We start from the raw sequence: 15,418 nt of genomic DNA on the forward strand, positions 1-15,418 counted from the left end.
CAAATAGTAACATTTATTGCGATTTATATAGCGCAGTGAGGTTTTATTGTTACACACTCGCTCCATACCGCTGATTTTATTGGACTTTATTTGCTTGGCCTGCATCCTGTTATTGGTTAGCAAAAAAGGAGTTCATCGAAATGAAAAAAAATGTATTAACTAAAAATATCCAAGCTGCTCTTGCAGTGTCTGCATTAGGGCTTTCTTCCATAACTGTTCCACAACTTGCCTATGCTGGTGAATTTACAGATGCATTGACAGGCGGGGTAGCCTCTGTGGATGCTCGAGTGCGATATGAGGGCGTTAGTCAGAATGGTAAAGAGGACGCTAATGCCTTTACTGAAAGAACTCGTTTAGGCTATTTGACTGGAGACTTTAAAGGCTTTACAGGTTTTATTGAAATGTCAGACACTGCCGCGCTTAGCTCAAGAGAAGATTACTATGTGCCTAAGGGTAGTTATGCAGGTGGTGACCCAGCCAAAGCAGTTGTTCTTGACCCTACTTTTACCGCTTTAAATCAAGCGTGGATTGCTTATAAGTTTGATGAGACCACTGTTAAAGCGGGTGAGCAGCGTATTATTTTTGACAACCGCTTCTTAGGAAATGTTGGTTGGAGACAAAAAGAACAAACCTACTCAGGCGTCTCGATTCATACTGAGTCAATCCCAAAAACGACTTTAGATTATGCTTACATTGTTAATGCAAACAATGTAATCGGCTCTGATGTCGCTATGAGCACGCATGCTTTTCAAGCTGCGTTTAATGGACTGCCTTTTGGGAAAGTCACTGGTTATGCCTATCTTATTGATAATGATGTAGCGACATCTACTGATAGCCAAACCCTTGGCGCTAGATTTAATGGCGCAACAAGCTTGTCCGAAGATCTAAAAGTCAAATACCATATTGAGTATGCATCACAGGATGACTACGCAGATAGCAAGAGTGTTGGTGGTGAATATATGCGAACAGAGCTTGGGCTTATGTACAAGACTGGAAGCATTACTTTAGGGCAGGAGAAGTTGGGCGGTAATGGTGTAAGCGCTTTCCAGACTCCGTTAGGTACCGTGCATGCATTTAATGGTTGGGCGGATATGTTTATTGGACCTGTTGGCGGGACACCTAAGAACGGTTTGGTTGACAATTATATCAATCTGTCTGGCAAAGCGCTTGGCCTGAAAATGGCGGCTATCTATCATGACTTCTCATCTGACGTTGGAGGTGAGCAATATGGTACTGAATATGACCTACTTGTCGCTAAAAAATTCTCCAAAACCTATACTGCTGGAATCAAATATGCCGCCTATAGTGCGGATACTTATCTTAAAGATACTAATAAGCTTTGGGTTTGGGTTGATGTGAAATTTTAAATTTACTAAGCTCTCTGAGTCTAGTAAGTCAGCAGGCCCGCCATTGAGCGGGCATTTTTATGGGATTCTTACGTGCTGCACCATTTTAAATGAATCAATGCACCGATTAGTTAACAAAACACTGCATATAGTTAACATTTGTAGACAAATAACGACATAATGTAGTATTGGATAGAGAGCCACCACCCTACTTTCATGTAACATGCTGATTTTAATTGATTTTTTCTGTATGGCATTATTGTCGCTATATGTTAGTTAACTTAATTTATGGAATGAGAGAAATTATGAGTTATAAAGCATCAAATGTCTGGATAGCGAATCTATCCCATACTTTTAAAAAACAAGTTAAGCCCACTCTGAGTGATATAAATCTATCCATTCCAAAAGGTCAGTTGACGGCGCTCATTGGCCGAAGTGGTTGTGGAAAATCTACACTACTTCAAATGATTGCAGGTTTAATGATTCCTTCTGATGGTGCAATTCGCATTGGCGGTCATACGGTCACCAAACCGAGTGCCAAGTGGAACATGATGTTTCAAAACCCTTCCCTTTACCCATGGATGACCGTAAGAGAAAGCGCAGCTTTGGGGCTGGTTTTTGCGGGAACCTACAAAGATAAAAAAGACAAGGTAGAAGATTTGTTAGATATGGTTGGCTTGTCTGAACTTAAAGATGAGAATGTTCAAAAACTCTCAGGCGGACAGCAGCAACGCGTTGCGCTAGCTCGCTCTCTAGCGACAGAACCGGAAGTTTTACTGTTAGACGAACCATTCTCTGCATTAGATGCCTTCACTAGAACCACCTTACAAAACGAAGTTGCGCAAATTTGCCATGACCAAGGTATCACCATGGTCATGGTGACGCATGATATTGACGAAGCGGTTGCGATGGCAGACAACGTAATCATTATGAGCCAAAACCCTGGTGAAATTGTCGGTGACTTGAAAGTAAATTTTTCTTATCCAAGAGACCGAAATTCTGAGGAGTTCATTATTTTAAAAGAAAAACTCTTTGGTGAGTTTGAAAAAATTGATCAAGCCAAGCAAAAAGAATTACTAGAAATGGCTTAAATGCCTTATTTAAAGACTTTGCAACCTAAATTTAATTTTACAGAACTAAGGAGATACAATCATGTGCCAATTATGCGATGTTGATAACAAGTCCTCAAGAGAAGATTATGTGCTTAATCCAGTAACAGGACGTCGTGAATTTATTTTAGACAGTTTAGCTGTTGCTGGAGGTTTAGCTGCAGCAATGAGCCTGCCCTCTCAAGCTTTAGCTAATATGGAAATGCCAGAAGATGAAGTTGTCAGAATCGGCTACTTACCCATTACAGATGCTAGTGCATTATTAGTTGCGCATGCTATGGGATATTTTGAAGATGAAGGCTTAAAAGCTGAAAGGCCAACCCTAATACGCGGTTGGTCTCCTTTAATTGAAGGTTTTGCATCTAAGAAATTTAATCTAGTGCACTTTTTAAAACCTATCCCAATCTGGATGCGCTATAACAATAACTTCCCAATTAAAATTACTGGCTGGGCACACACTAATGGATCAGGCCTTGTGGTTGGAAAGGATTCGGGCGTTGAAGACTTTTCTCAATTGGGTGGGAAACAAATTGCGGTGCCATTTTGGTATTCTATGCATAATATCGTACTGCAAATGGCATTAAAAAATGCAGGATTAGAACCTGTTATTCAAGACCAACAAGACCCACTTAAGCCAAATCAAGTCAACTTACAAATTATGCCGCCACCAGATATGCCCCCTGCGCTTGCAGCTAGAAAAATTGATGCATTCATTGTCGCAGAGCCTTTTAATGCCGCGGGTGAAATGCTCGCGGGCGGTAAGATGTTGAGATTTACGGGTGATATTTGGAAAAACCATCCATGTTGCGTTATCTGTATGCACGACGACGATGTTGATAAGAAGAAAATTTGGTCGCAAAAAGTCATGAACGCCGTGGTTCGCGGCGCAATTTATGCACAAGAGAATAAAGAAGAAGTGGCTCACATGCTTTCTCGCGACGGCAAAAGATATTTACCAATGAAAGCCAAGGTTGTTCTTAAAGCGATGACCGATTATTCTGACGAAAATTATGCTAAACCTGATGCTATACATCACCCAGAATGGGGTATTGGACGCATAGACTTCAACCCTTACCCATATCCATCAGCCACTAAGTTTATTATTGATCAACTCAAAGACACCTTGGTAACTGGCGACACAACCTTCTTGAAAGATTTGGATACGGATTTTGTTGTCAATGACCTTGTCAACTATGAGTATGTTAAAAATGCGATGGATAAGTTTGATGCATGGGAAAAAGTACCTGGTGTAAATCCTGAGGATCCTACCCATCGAGAAGAGGTGTTTGTATTATGAGCCAATCTACTTTGCCCTCTAAATCCAGTTTAAGCCGGATAACTAATGGTTTTAATAGTTTACCTACGGGAGTGCAAGGCTTTGTTAATGCAACCATAGGAATGGGCATACTCCTGTTCTTTTGGTGGGTTGGTGGGTTGTTAATCGCCAACAATCCCGATACTGAAGCATTTGCAGGTTTTGCACCTGGCTCTGCCTTTGTTGCTTTATGGGCGCTGATCACTAATGGAGAGCTTTGGGGGACTATTTACTCAAGCTTATATCGTATTCTCAATGGACTTTTTTGGGGGATTGTCATAGGTGTCCCTGTGGGGATTTTGGTCGGGTATTTTATACGTGTTCGTCAAATTGCCAATATGCCACTTCAGTTTTTACGTATGATCAGCCCTTTGGCATGGATGCCAATCTCTGTATTAGCGTTTGAAAGCTGGGACAATGCCATTATCTTCTTATTAGTCATGGCGACGCTTTGGCCAATCCTTTTTGGCACAGCACATGGCGTTCAAAGAATTGACCCTAACTGGTTCAAAGTAGCCCGTAACTTAGGCGCTGATGGTTACCAAATGTTGCGACGCATAATTCTACCAGCCATTGGGCAAGATGTATTTGCGGGTATTCGACTCGCTATCGGTGTTGCTTGGGTTGTTTTGGTGCCGGCTGAATATCTTGGGGTAACTTCGGGATTGGGTTATGCAATTAACGATGCTCGAGATACGCTTGATTATGGTAAATTGGCGGCGGTTGTCGTTGTGATTGGAGCTATTGGTTATATGCTTGATTTTATTGCCGTCAAATTACTTAAACGCTACTCTTGGCATGCGGGATAAACTATACAAAATCACATAAATGATTAAACCAATATTTATATTATTGGTTTAATTACTTCTATGGAGACTAACTCATCTAATAAGCAAGGCTCTCTGGTGTCAGTCACCAAGTATTCCTTTGCATTTTTACAAAAAGATTAACGACCTTACATTTCAGTACATGACTACCTGTAGTGTTTTCTCAAGCACTAATCGTGCTTTTTAAGCCCGTTAAGCTACGATTTTGAGTTCATAATACAGTGAATACGAAATATTCACCCCCAATCCTTTACAAAGTACTACAATCAGAATTTACTTTTTCTGAAAGTATCACCATAATACTACTATTTTTATTGTTGTATAACTCCCTTGCTCGTTCAAAACGACCTCAGGGTTAGGAGCTTTTTTTGAAGAAGTATGAGCATATTAACATTTCAAATCAAACTGAATATTTGGTCATCAAAGAGGCAGCCGAGGAAATTGAGCATGCTTACCAACCTGACAAAGCCATTCACAAAATTTTAAGTATTATTTCTCGTCAACTCGGATTGAACCGTGGAAGAGTTTTACTACAAGAACCCAATACAGGTTATTTAAAAGCCGTATACACCTATAGTCTGACCCCTGAAGAGATTTCTAAAAGTCGTTTTGCCATTAAAGAAGGGATTTGTGGGAAGGTCATGCATACCGGAACGCCCGTTATTGTGCCTGACATTGACCAAGAAACTGACTACCTTTGCCGGACGGTGAATCGAGAAATACTCCCTCAGGAAACAGTCTCATTTATTGCAACGCCCATTATTCGGAATGGCACAGTCGTCGGCGTTTTGGCAGTAAATCGTTTAAGTAAAAGTACTAGATCACTGGATAAAGATTTAAGTTTATTGAAGCTGATTGCCGTTTTTATTAGTGAAATTTTAGCGGTACACGCTATGCTTGCACAGCAAACACAAATCTTAAAAGAAGAGAATGAACAGCTTAAGGCCTTAACGACTAACCAGGGTAGCCAATACGGCATTATCGGAGAAAGTAGCGCATTGATGGCCTCCCTAAACAAAGTTAGTCGCGCGGCCAATGCGGCTGTTACTGTATTGTTAAAAGGCGAATCAGGAACCGGCAAGGAAAAGTTTGCTAGGATGCTTCATTTATCCTCTCGTCGACAAGATGGTCCTTTTATCGCTATAAACTGCGCAGCCATTCCTAAAGAGCTTTTAGAATCTGAATTATTTGGCCATGAAAAGGGTTCTTTTACTGGCGCAGGCAAGGCTAAATTAGGACAAATTGAAATAGCCAATCATGGCACACTTTTCTTAGATGAAATTGCTGATTTAGACCTCAGTCTCCAGGCTAAACTACTGAGAGTATTAGAAGATAAAGCGATCACACGTGTTGGAGCTGTAAAACCAATTCCTGTCGATGTCAGAATCATTGTTGCTTCACACATAGATTTAAATGAAGCTGTAAACCAAGGTAGTTTTAGATTAGATCTTTTTTATCGCTTAAATGTATTTCCTATTGAGCTTCCCCCTTTGCGCCAAAGAGCCGGAGATATTCGTTTGCTGGCAAGACACTTTCTAAACCAAGCTAACCAAGAGTATCAATTAAGTACTATCTTTGATGTCGGTGCAATGGAATTCTTAGAGTACTACGATTGGCCAGGAAACATTCGCCAACTTGAGAATGTGATTAAAAGAGTTGTATTAATGGCAGATGATCATCGATTAATTAAATCATCTCTGATTCAATCCATTATTAATGATGAAAAAGGCATTACCCGTGGTGGTCATGCTGGTGAACTTCGTCACAATGACTCTCAGGCACAACAACAAGCCCAATCCTTGCCAATGTCACAAAACCCTGTGAATATGACAAATCCTCATGCAGGCTTTGATCATGGCTTTAACTCTAATCCTATGCACAACTTACAAATGTCAGCAATAGATGGGCAAAATATTTCTGAAAAAAGAGATTATTGGAAAGTTTCGGATATCGATGTCGATACGCTTAAAAAGGCTTTGGAAATGGCGCGTGGTAATAAGACACGAGCTGCATTAATGCTTAATATGACACCAAGGCAGTTCAGTTATAGACTTAAAAAATTAGAAATAGAAGGTTAACGAACATTTACAGTTTATAGGTTGCTTTGTAAAGAGCGTTTGCCGAACTTACCAAGTCGCCACTTAATGCAAAACCAGTAACGTCTTCACCATTGTTGTAATACAAGCGATGATTGTCACCGACTTGCAAGCTCAATTCCCACCGACCGTGTGTCGCTTTTAAAGGTGGGCTAAGCATAATGGCTAAACTCGGTGTTTTGGTTTTTATTAAGGTAGGGATGACGTGGAATTGATTTGAAGTGTCTCCCATAATATGACTTGCTAATACTTTCACCTGGCGTCTTATTGGTTCTAAGTAGGACTGGACAACGCCATCTGTTTCAGCGCAGTCACCAATCGCATAGACATCGCTATCGCTCGTTTGGCAAAACCCATTAATACAAATACCTAAATTAGTGGTCAATTTTGCTTTATTAGCCAATGCAATATTGGGTGATAAGCCTATCGCCGCCAAAACTAACCCAGATTCAAATGTTTCACCTTGGTCGGTTTTCAGGATGTATGCACCGTCAGAGTTAGTATTCATTTCAATCACTTCAGAATTGAAAATAAGGTTAATACCCCTACTAAGGAGTTTGTCGGTTAACTTTCGTGAGATTGCTTCAGGCATAATTTGACTCATTAAATGAGCACCTCTCACAATCATGTCAACTTCTATTCCAAAGGAATGCAAATCCTCGGCCAACTCAGTTGCGATGAGGCCCCCGCCAATTAAGGTCACTTTTGGCTTGTCCTGTAAAAGTTTATAAAACTTCTTGTATGCCGCTAAATCGTTAATTGTGATGATTTCATGCGAAGCATCGCCTGCTATTTTGGGTAATACGGCCTTAGCGCCGGTCGCGAGCACAAGCTTGCTGTAACTAAAGCTTCCGGTTGTCGTGGTTACCTTTTTGCGTTGTGTATTAATTGACATGACTTTAGTACGAGTTTTAACGCCAATGTCCAGTTCTGTTGCCTTGTTATTTGCGGACGATTCGGGCAGGTCATCAGGTGTTCTGTTCTGACTTAAAGCCATCGATAGGGCTGGTTTTGGATATACAGTTCCATCATCAGCCGTTAACAAAGAAATCACAGCACCAGGGTCTAAGTGGCGAATCGCTTCAGCTGCTTGCCACCCCGCATAACCGGAACCAATAATTAAAACATCAGCCTTATTGCTTGCTTTCCGCTTAGGTTGGTCGCTAGACGTAATCTTCTTAGTGTCGTCTATTAAGACAAAATCATCCTTGCTAACCAAGCATAACGGACAGTACCAATCATCAGGAATATCTGCAAATCTAGTGCCTGGTGCGAGGCCAGAATCTAGATCACCTTCCTCTTCGTCGTAAATTAAACCGCAAGTCCGGCAAATGTATTTCTGATACGGCTGAGTCATTTTATTCTCCTACGCGGCTTCTTCAAGTCGAGCGATTTCTTTTCTTAAATGTTTGATTGAAGGCGTCACAATGACGACGAAATAGGCTTCGCGTTGTTTACGTTGTGCAACTGAATCCACGATATAACCCTTGGCGCCAGCATGTTGCATAACTGAATCAGCTGAACGTTTAGACAATTCACCGCCCAATAGCCGTGCTTCAAGAACAGATTTAATATAATCATCTCCTTGGGTAAATGGCTCTTCACACAAATCTTGAATAAGCTCTAAAGTATCCTCAAGTTCTTCTTGCAACTCTTCAGGTGAATCATCCAGGAAAGCATTGGTTTCAGATAAGGTTAGATTTGATTTATGCATATCATTGATAGCGCCTTGAATAACGCCAGCAGCCATACCAGTTTGTAATAAAATAAAGCCCGCTTTTATCTTCTTTAACAAGGGAAGAACAGGGTCGGACAATAAATATTTTTTAGGTAAAAATGCATTATCAAAAATCAGTGAATAAGTCCCTGTGCCTTCCATGCCGACAAAGGCAACCATTTGCTTCATGGTTAGGCCTTCGAGATTACAAGGAATTAGAGCCATGGCATCACGATCTGGGTTGCCGTGTTTATCGTGTACTTTGAAAATAGAGCCAAAAAAGTGCTTGCTCGAGCTTTCTAGCAAGTTAGAAACCCACGGCAAAGTACCATTAATTATATAGCCGTCTTCCGTCTCTTCTGCAGAGAGCTTTAAATCTTCAATGCCTGAAAAATACTTCATAGGGTTAGAGAGAGATGTCGCCCCAAAAAATTCACCATCAACGATCTTTGGTAAAATTTCCGTTTTGAGCCACTCGTTATCAGAGTTCTCAATATACCAAGCACAAACAGTTTGAGCCCACATCATAAACCCAGTAGACATGCATTCTTCAGAAACGACAGCCATGTCTGAAATCGTGCCAAACAGATCTAATTTACCGTTATTTTGTGAAGGAATATGGTGGCGAAACGCGCCCGCTTTACCTAGCTTTTCTAAAATTTCGGTTGTATATGTTCCGTGGTCAATAGACAGTGTCAGTGGCTTCAAATCATTTTTTACAATTTGACTAATCATGAAAGTTACCTCGATGTCAGGCCTAGAATGACCAGGCCTGGTCATTTTTATGTATTATTCTGCAAGTTTGCCACTCATATTGACGGCATTTAAGTAGGTGTTTGCAACTGGCGACCATTTCATCGCATGTGCAACTAACTCTTCTAATACTTCTTTCGTTGCACTTGGAGACTCAATCACAAAAGTTGCACGAACATCTGTTACGCCTAAACGCTTGTTAGGATCAATGTCGCCTGTTCCCCAAACGGCCGTGATGTTGATGTCTCCTTCCAAATAAACTTCCAACTTATTTAACGGTATGCCACGCTGAGTTGCATTAGCCTGTACACCTACTGATAAACAAGATCCTAGGGATAATAGAGCCATTTCAGAAGGGTTTGGAGCAGTATCCTCTCCTAAAAGTCCAGGTGGTTCATCAACAACAATCGGATCCAAGTCACGAATATAGTTAAAGTTCTTAAACTGACCTTCTAATACCGTTTTAGATTTAAGTGTTTTAATTACGTTTGGATTAGCTTTTCCGGCTTCACCTAATTGATTCAACCCGTCATTGTCAATTGGGCGTATGCAAGATGGGATATATACTTCAGTCATGTTTGAGACTCCTACTGTTTTGTTAAAAGGTTAAAAGTTTTCGAATTACGAAAAGTTAACTTCCTATAGCGACAGAGATGCCAACAACTCATTATTCTTATTTATCAATTAGTTAAGCAGTAAATACTACTAATTTTTAATAAATAGCATTACAATTATCTACAAATAATAACAAAATATAAAATAATGTATGGTTTTGTTGATATTAAGCGCTATAAAACGCCCGTTAATATCCTAAATGTCATTAACATCAAATACTTATAATGCTTGGCATATTGTTTGCGTTATAGAGTTTGTAATTTATTTTAAATATTATTAATAGAAGAGGTAGAGACCATGTTGTCTAAAATTGAAATGACTGAAGCGATTATTCTTGCGAAATCGGAAAAAAATGTTGGGTGGGTTGAAATTGCAGCTGCTACAGGGTTAAGTGAAGTTTACACAACGTCCGCATGCCTGGGCATGAACCATTTAGATGTCGAACCGGCAGAAAAATTATCCGCTTTTTTGGGGTTAGATTCAGCCGTTGCTAGCGCCCTACAAGATTTTCCACATAAATCCTGGGACAAACTGGTGCCAACCGATCCTTTAATCTACCGTCTTTATGAAATAGTCGGTGTTTACGGCCCAACCATGAAAGAACTGATACATGAAAAATTTGGTGACGGCATCATGAGCGCCATCGATTTTACAATGGACATCGATAAAGAAGAAAACCCTGCCGGTGATAGAGTGGTCGTAACAATGAATGGTAAATTCTTAGCTTATAAAGCCTGGTAATTTTAATTTCTGCGGGGCTAATGCCCTGCTTAACTAATCAATCAGACTCTTTAAGGTTTTTTCTTCGAACTCAAATTTCGTCTAGAGACTTTATTTTCGATGCTTTTGCTTATCTTCGGCCATTCTTTACAAAACTCGAATCTCGTTGGAAGGCATGCGGTTATTGAGAAATAAGGAACGAGGGCAATATGTGATTGTAGATGTGTTCTTAAATATTTACCTGTGTATCGATCAAACGGCTGAACAGGACGTTTATGAATTTTTACAGAACGCTTTTTAACTAAAAAATGTGTTAATTCAAGAAATATTGCCAAATAATAAGGGAAATATAACAATGAAACTAAGTAAAGTTTTACAGCGTAAAATCATTTATTAGGATGTCTACAGGGAATTAAGCTAGAAACTCTGGACAAGTTGTGTAAATTTTTCGATTGCACACCAAATGAGATACTTAACTTGATAAATGAAGAAAAATAGAGCATTTAAGTCAATTATGTTAAGCAGTAAGAGTCGTTTGTCTCTGATTTGTCCCTTTTTTGTCTCCAGAACTTATTTTAAAAAATAACAATATAACATTTGACAGGTGCAGAGCCCCTCTATACAATACGCACATTCTATTTTGGCCTGATAGCTCAGTCGGTAGAGCAAGGGATTGAAAATCCCTGTGTCCCTGGTTCGATTCCAGGTCAGGCCACCATATTTTAGTAAGTTGTTTGAACTTAGTTTGAACAGGTTATTCGCGGGAGTGGTGGAATTGGTAGACACGCCAGATTTAGGTTCTGGTGCCTTTGGTGTGAGAGTTCGAGTCTCTCCTTCCGCACCAATTAGTTAGTAAGACAATTGCTTATTAACGACTGAAGTCAGCTTAATCGCTGGCTTTTTTTATGCCTAAAATTTATGTTTTATATTTATCCCTTCATACTTTCTCCGTTTCGACGCCCAAACTTACCAGGCCTGGTGGTTTGTGATATGCTTTGCCTTTAAGATTCTCTTTGTTCCCCAGGATACTTTTCATGCGTCGTACTTTATCAATTTTCACTCTGTTAACAACGCTTTTATTAGCGGGTTGTTTGGGCATCACCCAGCCGTCAGACTCCGATATTGATAACATGAGTGAACAATACTTTAATCAACAGCTGGCAGGACTTTTTACCGCGACTAAAGTCACTAAAAAGAATGGATATAAAGACAATGATACGCACTACATTGCTGAGATGCATATTCTCGCTACGGCACAACAGTCTTTAGATGAATATGCGGCAAAACTGATGCAGGATGAGTCACTTTCGGCGGTGGAGAAATTCACTCACGGCATAAGCTTAGGGCTTTTAAAAATGACCCTGCCTGAATTTTCAGCCGGTGATCAGATCGAATTCGAACGTAATTACCTTTTTATTAAAACTGATAATGGTTGGATGCTTAAAAAAGAGTTGCGTGCAGAAGAACTGGCGGACTAAACCATTTAAATCCACACTCCCTTTACATTAAAAGATAGGAATCAAAATATGCCTTTATTAGATAGCTTTACCGTTGACCATACCATTATGAATGCGCCTGCTGTGCGTGTTGCCAAGACAATGACCTCGCCTTCTGGTGATACCATCACCGTCTTCGATTTACGTTTTAACAAACCCAATGAAACGATGATGAGCGAAAAAGGCATTCATACCCTAGAGCATTTATTTGCTGGCTTTATGCGTAATCATTTGAATGGTGATGGCGTTGAAATTATTGACCTGTCACCGATGGGTTGTCGTACAGGCTTTTATATGAGTCTATTAGGTGCACCCAGTGAAGAAAGCGTTAGCAAGGCTTGGTTAGCGGCCATGCAGGATGTTTTAAAAGTAAAACGCGTAGAAGATATTCCTGAATTAAATGAATACCAGTGCGGAACCTTTGTGATGCACTCTTTGGAAGAAGCCAAAGCAATCGCTCAAGACATTATTGACCATGGCATTGGCGTGAATAAAAATGATGACATTGCGCTAAGCGAAGCCACTCTTAAGTCTCTTGGTAATGAAGTATAGGAAACCAATGATGAAAATAGCCATAATTGGTGCAATGGAAGAAGAAGTTGTCTTACTAAGAGGTCAGTTAACCGATTTAACCACGACCAAACATGCCGGTTTTGAGTTTTATTCTGGAAAAATTGGCCAGGTAGATGTCGCCTTGTTGCGTTCAGGTATTGGTAAAGTTAATGCTGCAATTAGCACGACCTTATTGCTGCAATTATATCAACCTGACTATGTCATCAATACAGGTTCTGCGGGTGGATTTCATACTGATTTAAATGTGGGTGACATTGTCATCAGCAGTTCAGTTTGCCATCATGATGTCGATGTCACGCCTTTTGGTTATGATTTAGGCCAAGTTCCTGGCATGCCAGCATGTTTCTTACCGGATGATAAATTGGTCAAAGTGGCTCAGGAAAGTATTGAAGCATTGCAAGAAGTGGTGCATATGCACGGCTTAATCGCCACGGCCGACCGATTTATGCATCAGCCTGAAGATGTCGCCAATACTCGCAAAAACTTCCCTGAGATGATCGCCTGTGAGATGGAAGCTGCGGCGGTAGCACAAGCCTGCCACAGTTTTAACATACCCTTTGTCATAATCCGTTCTTTATCGGATATCGCTGGCAAAGAGAATGCAGTAACCTTTGAAAAGTACCTAGAGCAAGCGGCAACGCATTCCGCTAAGGTCATTTTAGAGATGTTAAAACGCCTTGAAAATAGCGTACGATAACCTAAAGTATTTCATGGGTTTTTAATGAGGTAAGCCGTTGTCTATTAAAAATAGCGACAACATCCACAGGATCACGCTGAAAAAAGCAAAAGCACTCAGTACAAAAAAACCGCCTGTAGGGCGGTTTTTTTGTACTGAGTAAAGATTGCGTTTATAAACCTGGCAAGTTAGCCGGGTCAAAAGGCAAAATTTTGGTCAAGGTAACAAGACCGTTAGTCGTTGTGAGACTCAATGTCGTGCCCGTACTATCCACGCCATAAGCGGTCGGGTTTGCGCCACTAAAGCCATTATTACCATCCGTATCAACGGTTACTTCAAAGCTAAAGGTGCCACCTGTAGACGGTGTTGTCTCAGGTGTAAGCTGATAACGACCCTGTTCATAAACAACAGAACCATTCGTACTGCCTGCCAAAGAGAAGACGGTGTAAGTACTGTCTTTATTAAAGACCGCTACCTTATTGGTTGCCAGTCCATCGAACTTCCAAACACCATTAATTTTATCAGCACTCTTAGCTTGATCCGTTAAAGAGACAAGACGCTTAAATTTAGATCCGCCATCACTCATATTAATCTCAAACTCACTCAACTTATCTGACACTTCAATTGGGTATGCAAGTTCTGACACCATTGACGTTGAAGCATTACCAACTAATTTACTGAGAGTAATCTTTGTTCCGCCTGGATTCAGTGCATAAGTACCTATTTGCAAAACATCGGTGCCGGTACCTTGCTGATCACTCAATAACGCATATTGGCCATTAGTGAGCAACTTGAGGAAAACTAAGCCTATAGTCTCACGACTGCCCAGCATCCAAGTACCCACAATACCATTGGCATTTGATAGATGATCTTCCACTTCTTCTTTCGTTTTCCAGTCATTCGATTCATCTTGATCATCGTCTAGCGCAATGCCACTAAAATATCCTTTAAAGGAGACATCATCCGTATCAAAATCATCACCAGACAGTATCAGGCCTTTTAAAGCCTCGATGGTTGCCACAGAAATGCTAATCCCATTTGACGGATCCTTATCAGAATCTAAGGACTGTAACAACAGCCCAATATTAAGCACCTTAGGATTACTTACATCTTTTGTACCCGCCATATCAAACGGTGTAACGACGCCTTTAGCGGCCACGGAAGGTAATGTAACACCACCAATAGAGAACGTCACCGCTTCTCCTGCTGCTATTGATATTCACCCTGAGCATTAGTCGTTCCGCTTTGCGTTGCTGTTTGATAGGTAATTCCCTCAACGGCACTATCAACAAAAACACCCGTGCTAGAGCCACTTGCAGGAGCCCCTCCACCACATCCCGCTAATGTTAATGAGGCAATTGCAGACATAACAATAGTAAGTTTTGCATTAAAAATGGTCATAAAAAATCCTATATAATTTTCGAACAAGAATGAATGAAATTTCACGTTAGCAAAGTGTAAACGCTTATTAAAATCAAAAAATCATTAAAATTCGTTCTCAATCAATAGTTCATTCCATGGTCATATAAACGTAAAAATTTTATAACCTACCAAGTCAATCTTAGAATCTATTAAGGCTACGACTCGACATGCAAAACCATTCTATCATCCTGCTAGTCACCTCATTTTTCAGCTTTAACATCAAGATCATCAAGATTTACAACGCTGTTTTTGATCACCAATGTGCCTGCCATCTTGTCATGCCAACCTTGTTTACGTTTATCAAATGCCACCCAAATAAGACCTGCACAGAAGGGGATAATGGAGACAAAATAACCTAAGTAACGTGCAATAAACTGTCCTACCGAAGGTTTTCCACCCGTCTTAGCGTCGACAATAGTGAGTTTAGTCAAGAGCTTTCCTGGAGTCGCTGATTTATACATCCAAAAAATAATGACCGCGACCGCCGGAAAAAGGTAGTTAATCACCAAATCCCATCCGCCTTGCAGATAGGTATAACCATCTGTAGGCACTTCACCATAAATTGCAGTGGTAATCGGTAGTGTGATAATCATGACAATCACGCTATCGATCAGTGCTGCCATCACTCTTATCCAAAAACCTGCGTATTCAATTGATTCAAGATGACCGAGATTTTCAACCTCAGTAACTGCTTTTACGTCTGCTTGCATAGGACCTCGTTAATGCACACTGTTTTAATTATGTGCTCATGTT

At 40.4% G+C, this 15,418-nt stretch carries 16 protein-coding genes and 2 tRNA genes; 12 read left to right on the forward strand and 6 right to left on the reverse strand.

Annotated features, from left to right (window positions below; genetic code table 11):
- Positions 1-140: 140 nt before the first annotated feature.
- The 5 genes from F612_RS0109105 to F612_RS0109125 all read left to right on the forward strand — a co-directional run bounded on the left by F612_RS0109105 (position 141) and on the right by F612_RS0109125 (position 6,675).
- Entirely contained in the window at positions 141-1,367 is a 1,227-nt protein-coding gene (locus F612_RS0109105) for a hypothetical protein (RefSeq protein ID WP_019557458.1), read from the forward strand.
- Between the two features lie 284 nt (positions 1,368-1,651).
- Positions 1,652-2,437 (forward strand): ABC transporter ATP-binding protein, encoded by a 786-nt coding sequence (locus F612_RS0109110; RefSeq protein WP_019557459.1) that lies wholly within the window; start codon positions 1,652-1,654, stop codon positions 2,435-2,437.
- 61 nt (positions 2,438-2,498) lie between these two features.
- Positions 2,499-3,752 (forward strand): ABC transporter substrate-binding protein, encoded by a 1,254-nt coding sequence (locus F612_RS0109115; RefSeq protein ID WP_019557460.1) that lies wholly within the window; start codon positions 2,499-2,501, stop codon positions 3,750-3,752.
- A complete protein-coding gene (locus F612_RS0109120; protein WP_019557461.1) occupies positions 3,749-4,579 on the forward strand; it encodes an ABC transporter permease in 831 nt (276 codons plus the stop codon). Before F612_RS0109115 ends, F612_RS0109120 begins: the two co-directional genes overlap by 4 nt.
- A gap of 386 nt (positions 4,580-4,965) precedes the next feature.
- The gene (locus F612_RS0109125; RefSeq protein ID WP_019557462.1) at positions 4,966-6,675 is read left to right on the forward strand and encodes a sigma-54-dependent Fis family transcriptional regulator; all 1,710 of its coding nucleotides are present in this window, start codon (positions 4,966-4,968) and stop codon (positions 6,673-6,675) included.
- Between the two features lie 7 nt (positions 6,676-6,682).
- Here the strand turns inward: F612_RS0109125 and F612_RS0109130 are convergent, their stop codons facing one another.
- From F612_RS0109130 to F612_RS0109140, 3 genes are read right to left on the reverse strand one after another with little or no spacing between them, the layout of a single operon-like run.
- The gene (locus tag F612_RS0109130) at positions 6,683-8,050 is read right to left on the reverse strand and encodes an FAD-dependent oxidoreductase (protein ID WP_019557463.1); all 1,368 of its coding nucleotides are present in this window, start codon (positions 8,048-8,050) and stop codon (positions 6,683-6,685) included.
- A gap of 9 nt (positions 8,051-8,059) precedes the next feature.
- A complete protein-coding gene (locus tag F612_RS0109135; protein WP_019557464.1) occupies positions 8,060-9,145 on the reverse strand; it encodes an acyl-CoA dehydrogenase family protein in 1,086 nt (361 codons plus the stop codon).
- 54 nt (positions 9,146-9,199) lie between these two features.
- Positions 9,200-9,739 carry an OsmC family protein gene (locus tag F612_RS0109140; RefSeq protein WP_019557465.1) on the reverse strand — a complete coding sequence of 180 codons (540 nt, stop codon included), beginning with the start codon at positions 9,737-9,739 and terminating at the stop codon, positions 9,200-9,202.
- Positions 9,740-10,075: 336 nt separating this feature from the next.
- Here F612_RS0109140 and cynS point away from each other — a divergent pair, with 336 nt between their 5' ends.
- The 7 genes from cynS to mtnN all read left to right on the forward strand — a co-directional run bounded on the left by cynS (position 10,076) and on the right by mtnN (position 13,264).
- Entirely contained in the window at positions 10,076-10,519 is a 444-nt protein-coding gene (gene cynS, locus F612_RS0109145; protein ID WP_019557466.1) for a cyanase, read from the forward strand.
- Between the two features lie 390 nt (positions 10,520-10,909).
- Positions 10,910-10,996, forward strand: a complete 87-nt coding sequence (locus F612_RS13415) for a helix-turn-helix domain-containing protein (protein ID WP_083917357.1) — start codon at positions 10,910-10,912, stop codon at positions 10,994-10,996.
- Positions 10,997-11,140: 144 nt separating this feature from the next.
- A tRNA-Phe gene (locus F612_RS0109150) sits at positions 11,141-11,216 on the forward strand.
- 42 nt (positions 11,217-11,258) lie between these two features.
- Positions 11,259-11,342, forward strand: a tRNA-Leu gene (locus F612_RS0109155).
- A gap of 190 nt (positions 11,343-11,532) precedes the next feature.
- Entirely contained in the window at positions 11,533-11,976 is a 444-nt protein-coding gene (locus F612_RS0109165) for a hypothetical protein (protein ID WP_019557468.1), read from the forward strand.
- 48 nt (positions 11,977-12,024) lie between these two features.
- A complete protein-coding gene (luxS, locus tag F612_RS0109170; RefSeq protein WP_019557469.1) occupies positions 12,025-12,546 on the forward strand; it encodes an S-ribosylhomocysteine lyase in 522 nt (173 codons plus the stop codon).
- A 10-nt stretch (positions 12,547-12,556) separates the two neighbouring features.
- Entirely contained in the window at positions 12,557-13,264 is a 708-nt protein-coding gene (gene mtnN, locus F612_RS0109175; protein ID WP_019557470.1) for a 5'-methylthioadenosine/S-adenosylhomocysteine nucleosidase, read from the forward strand.
- Between the two features lie 151 nt (positions 13,265-13,415).
- Here the strand turns inward: mtnN and F612_RS0109180 are convergent, their stop codons facing one another.
- The 3 genes from F612_RS0109180 to F612_RS0109190 form a co-directional block, all read right to left on the reverse strand.
- Positions 13,416-14,438, reverse strand: coding sequence for a hypothetical protein (locus F612_RS0109180; RefSeq protein ID WP_019557471.1), 1,023 nt, complete (start codon positions 14,436-14,438; stop codon positions 13,416-13,418).
- A gap of 14 nt (positions 14,439-14,452) precedes the next feature.
- Entirely contained in the window at positions 14,453-14,644 is a 192-nt protein-coding gene (locus F612_RS0109185) for a hypothetical protein (RefSeq protein WP_019557472.1), read from the reverse strand.
- A gap of 221 nt (positions 14,645-14,865) precedes the next feature.
- Positions 14,866-15,375 carry an RDD family protein gene (locus F612_RS0109190; protein WP_019557473.1) on the reverse strand — a complete coding sequence of 170 codons (510 nt, stop codon included), beginning with the start codon at positions 15,373-15,375 and terminating at the stop codon, positions 14,866-14,868.
- Positions 15,376-15,418 lie beyond the last annotated feature (43 nt).

Origin of the sequence: Thiomicrorhabdus arctica DSM 13458, from assembly GCF_000381085.1 — a bacterium.
GTDB lineage: Bacteria > Pseudomonadota > Gammaproteobacteria > Thiomicrospirales > Thiomicrospiraceae > Thiomicrorhabdus > Thiomicrorhabdus arctica.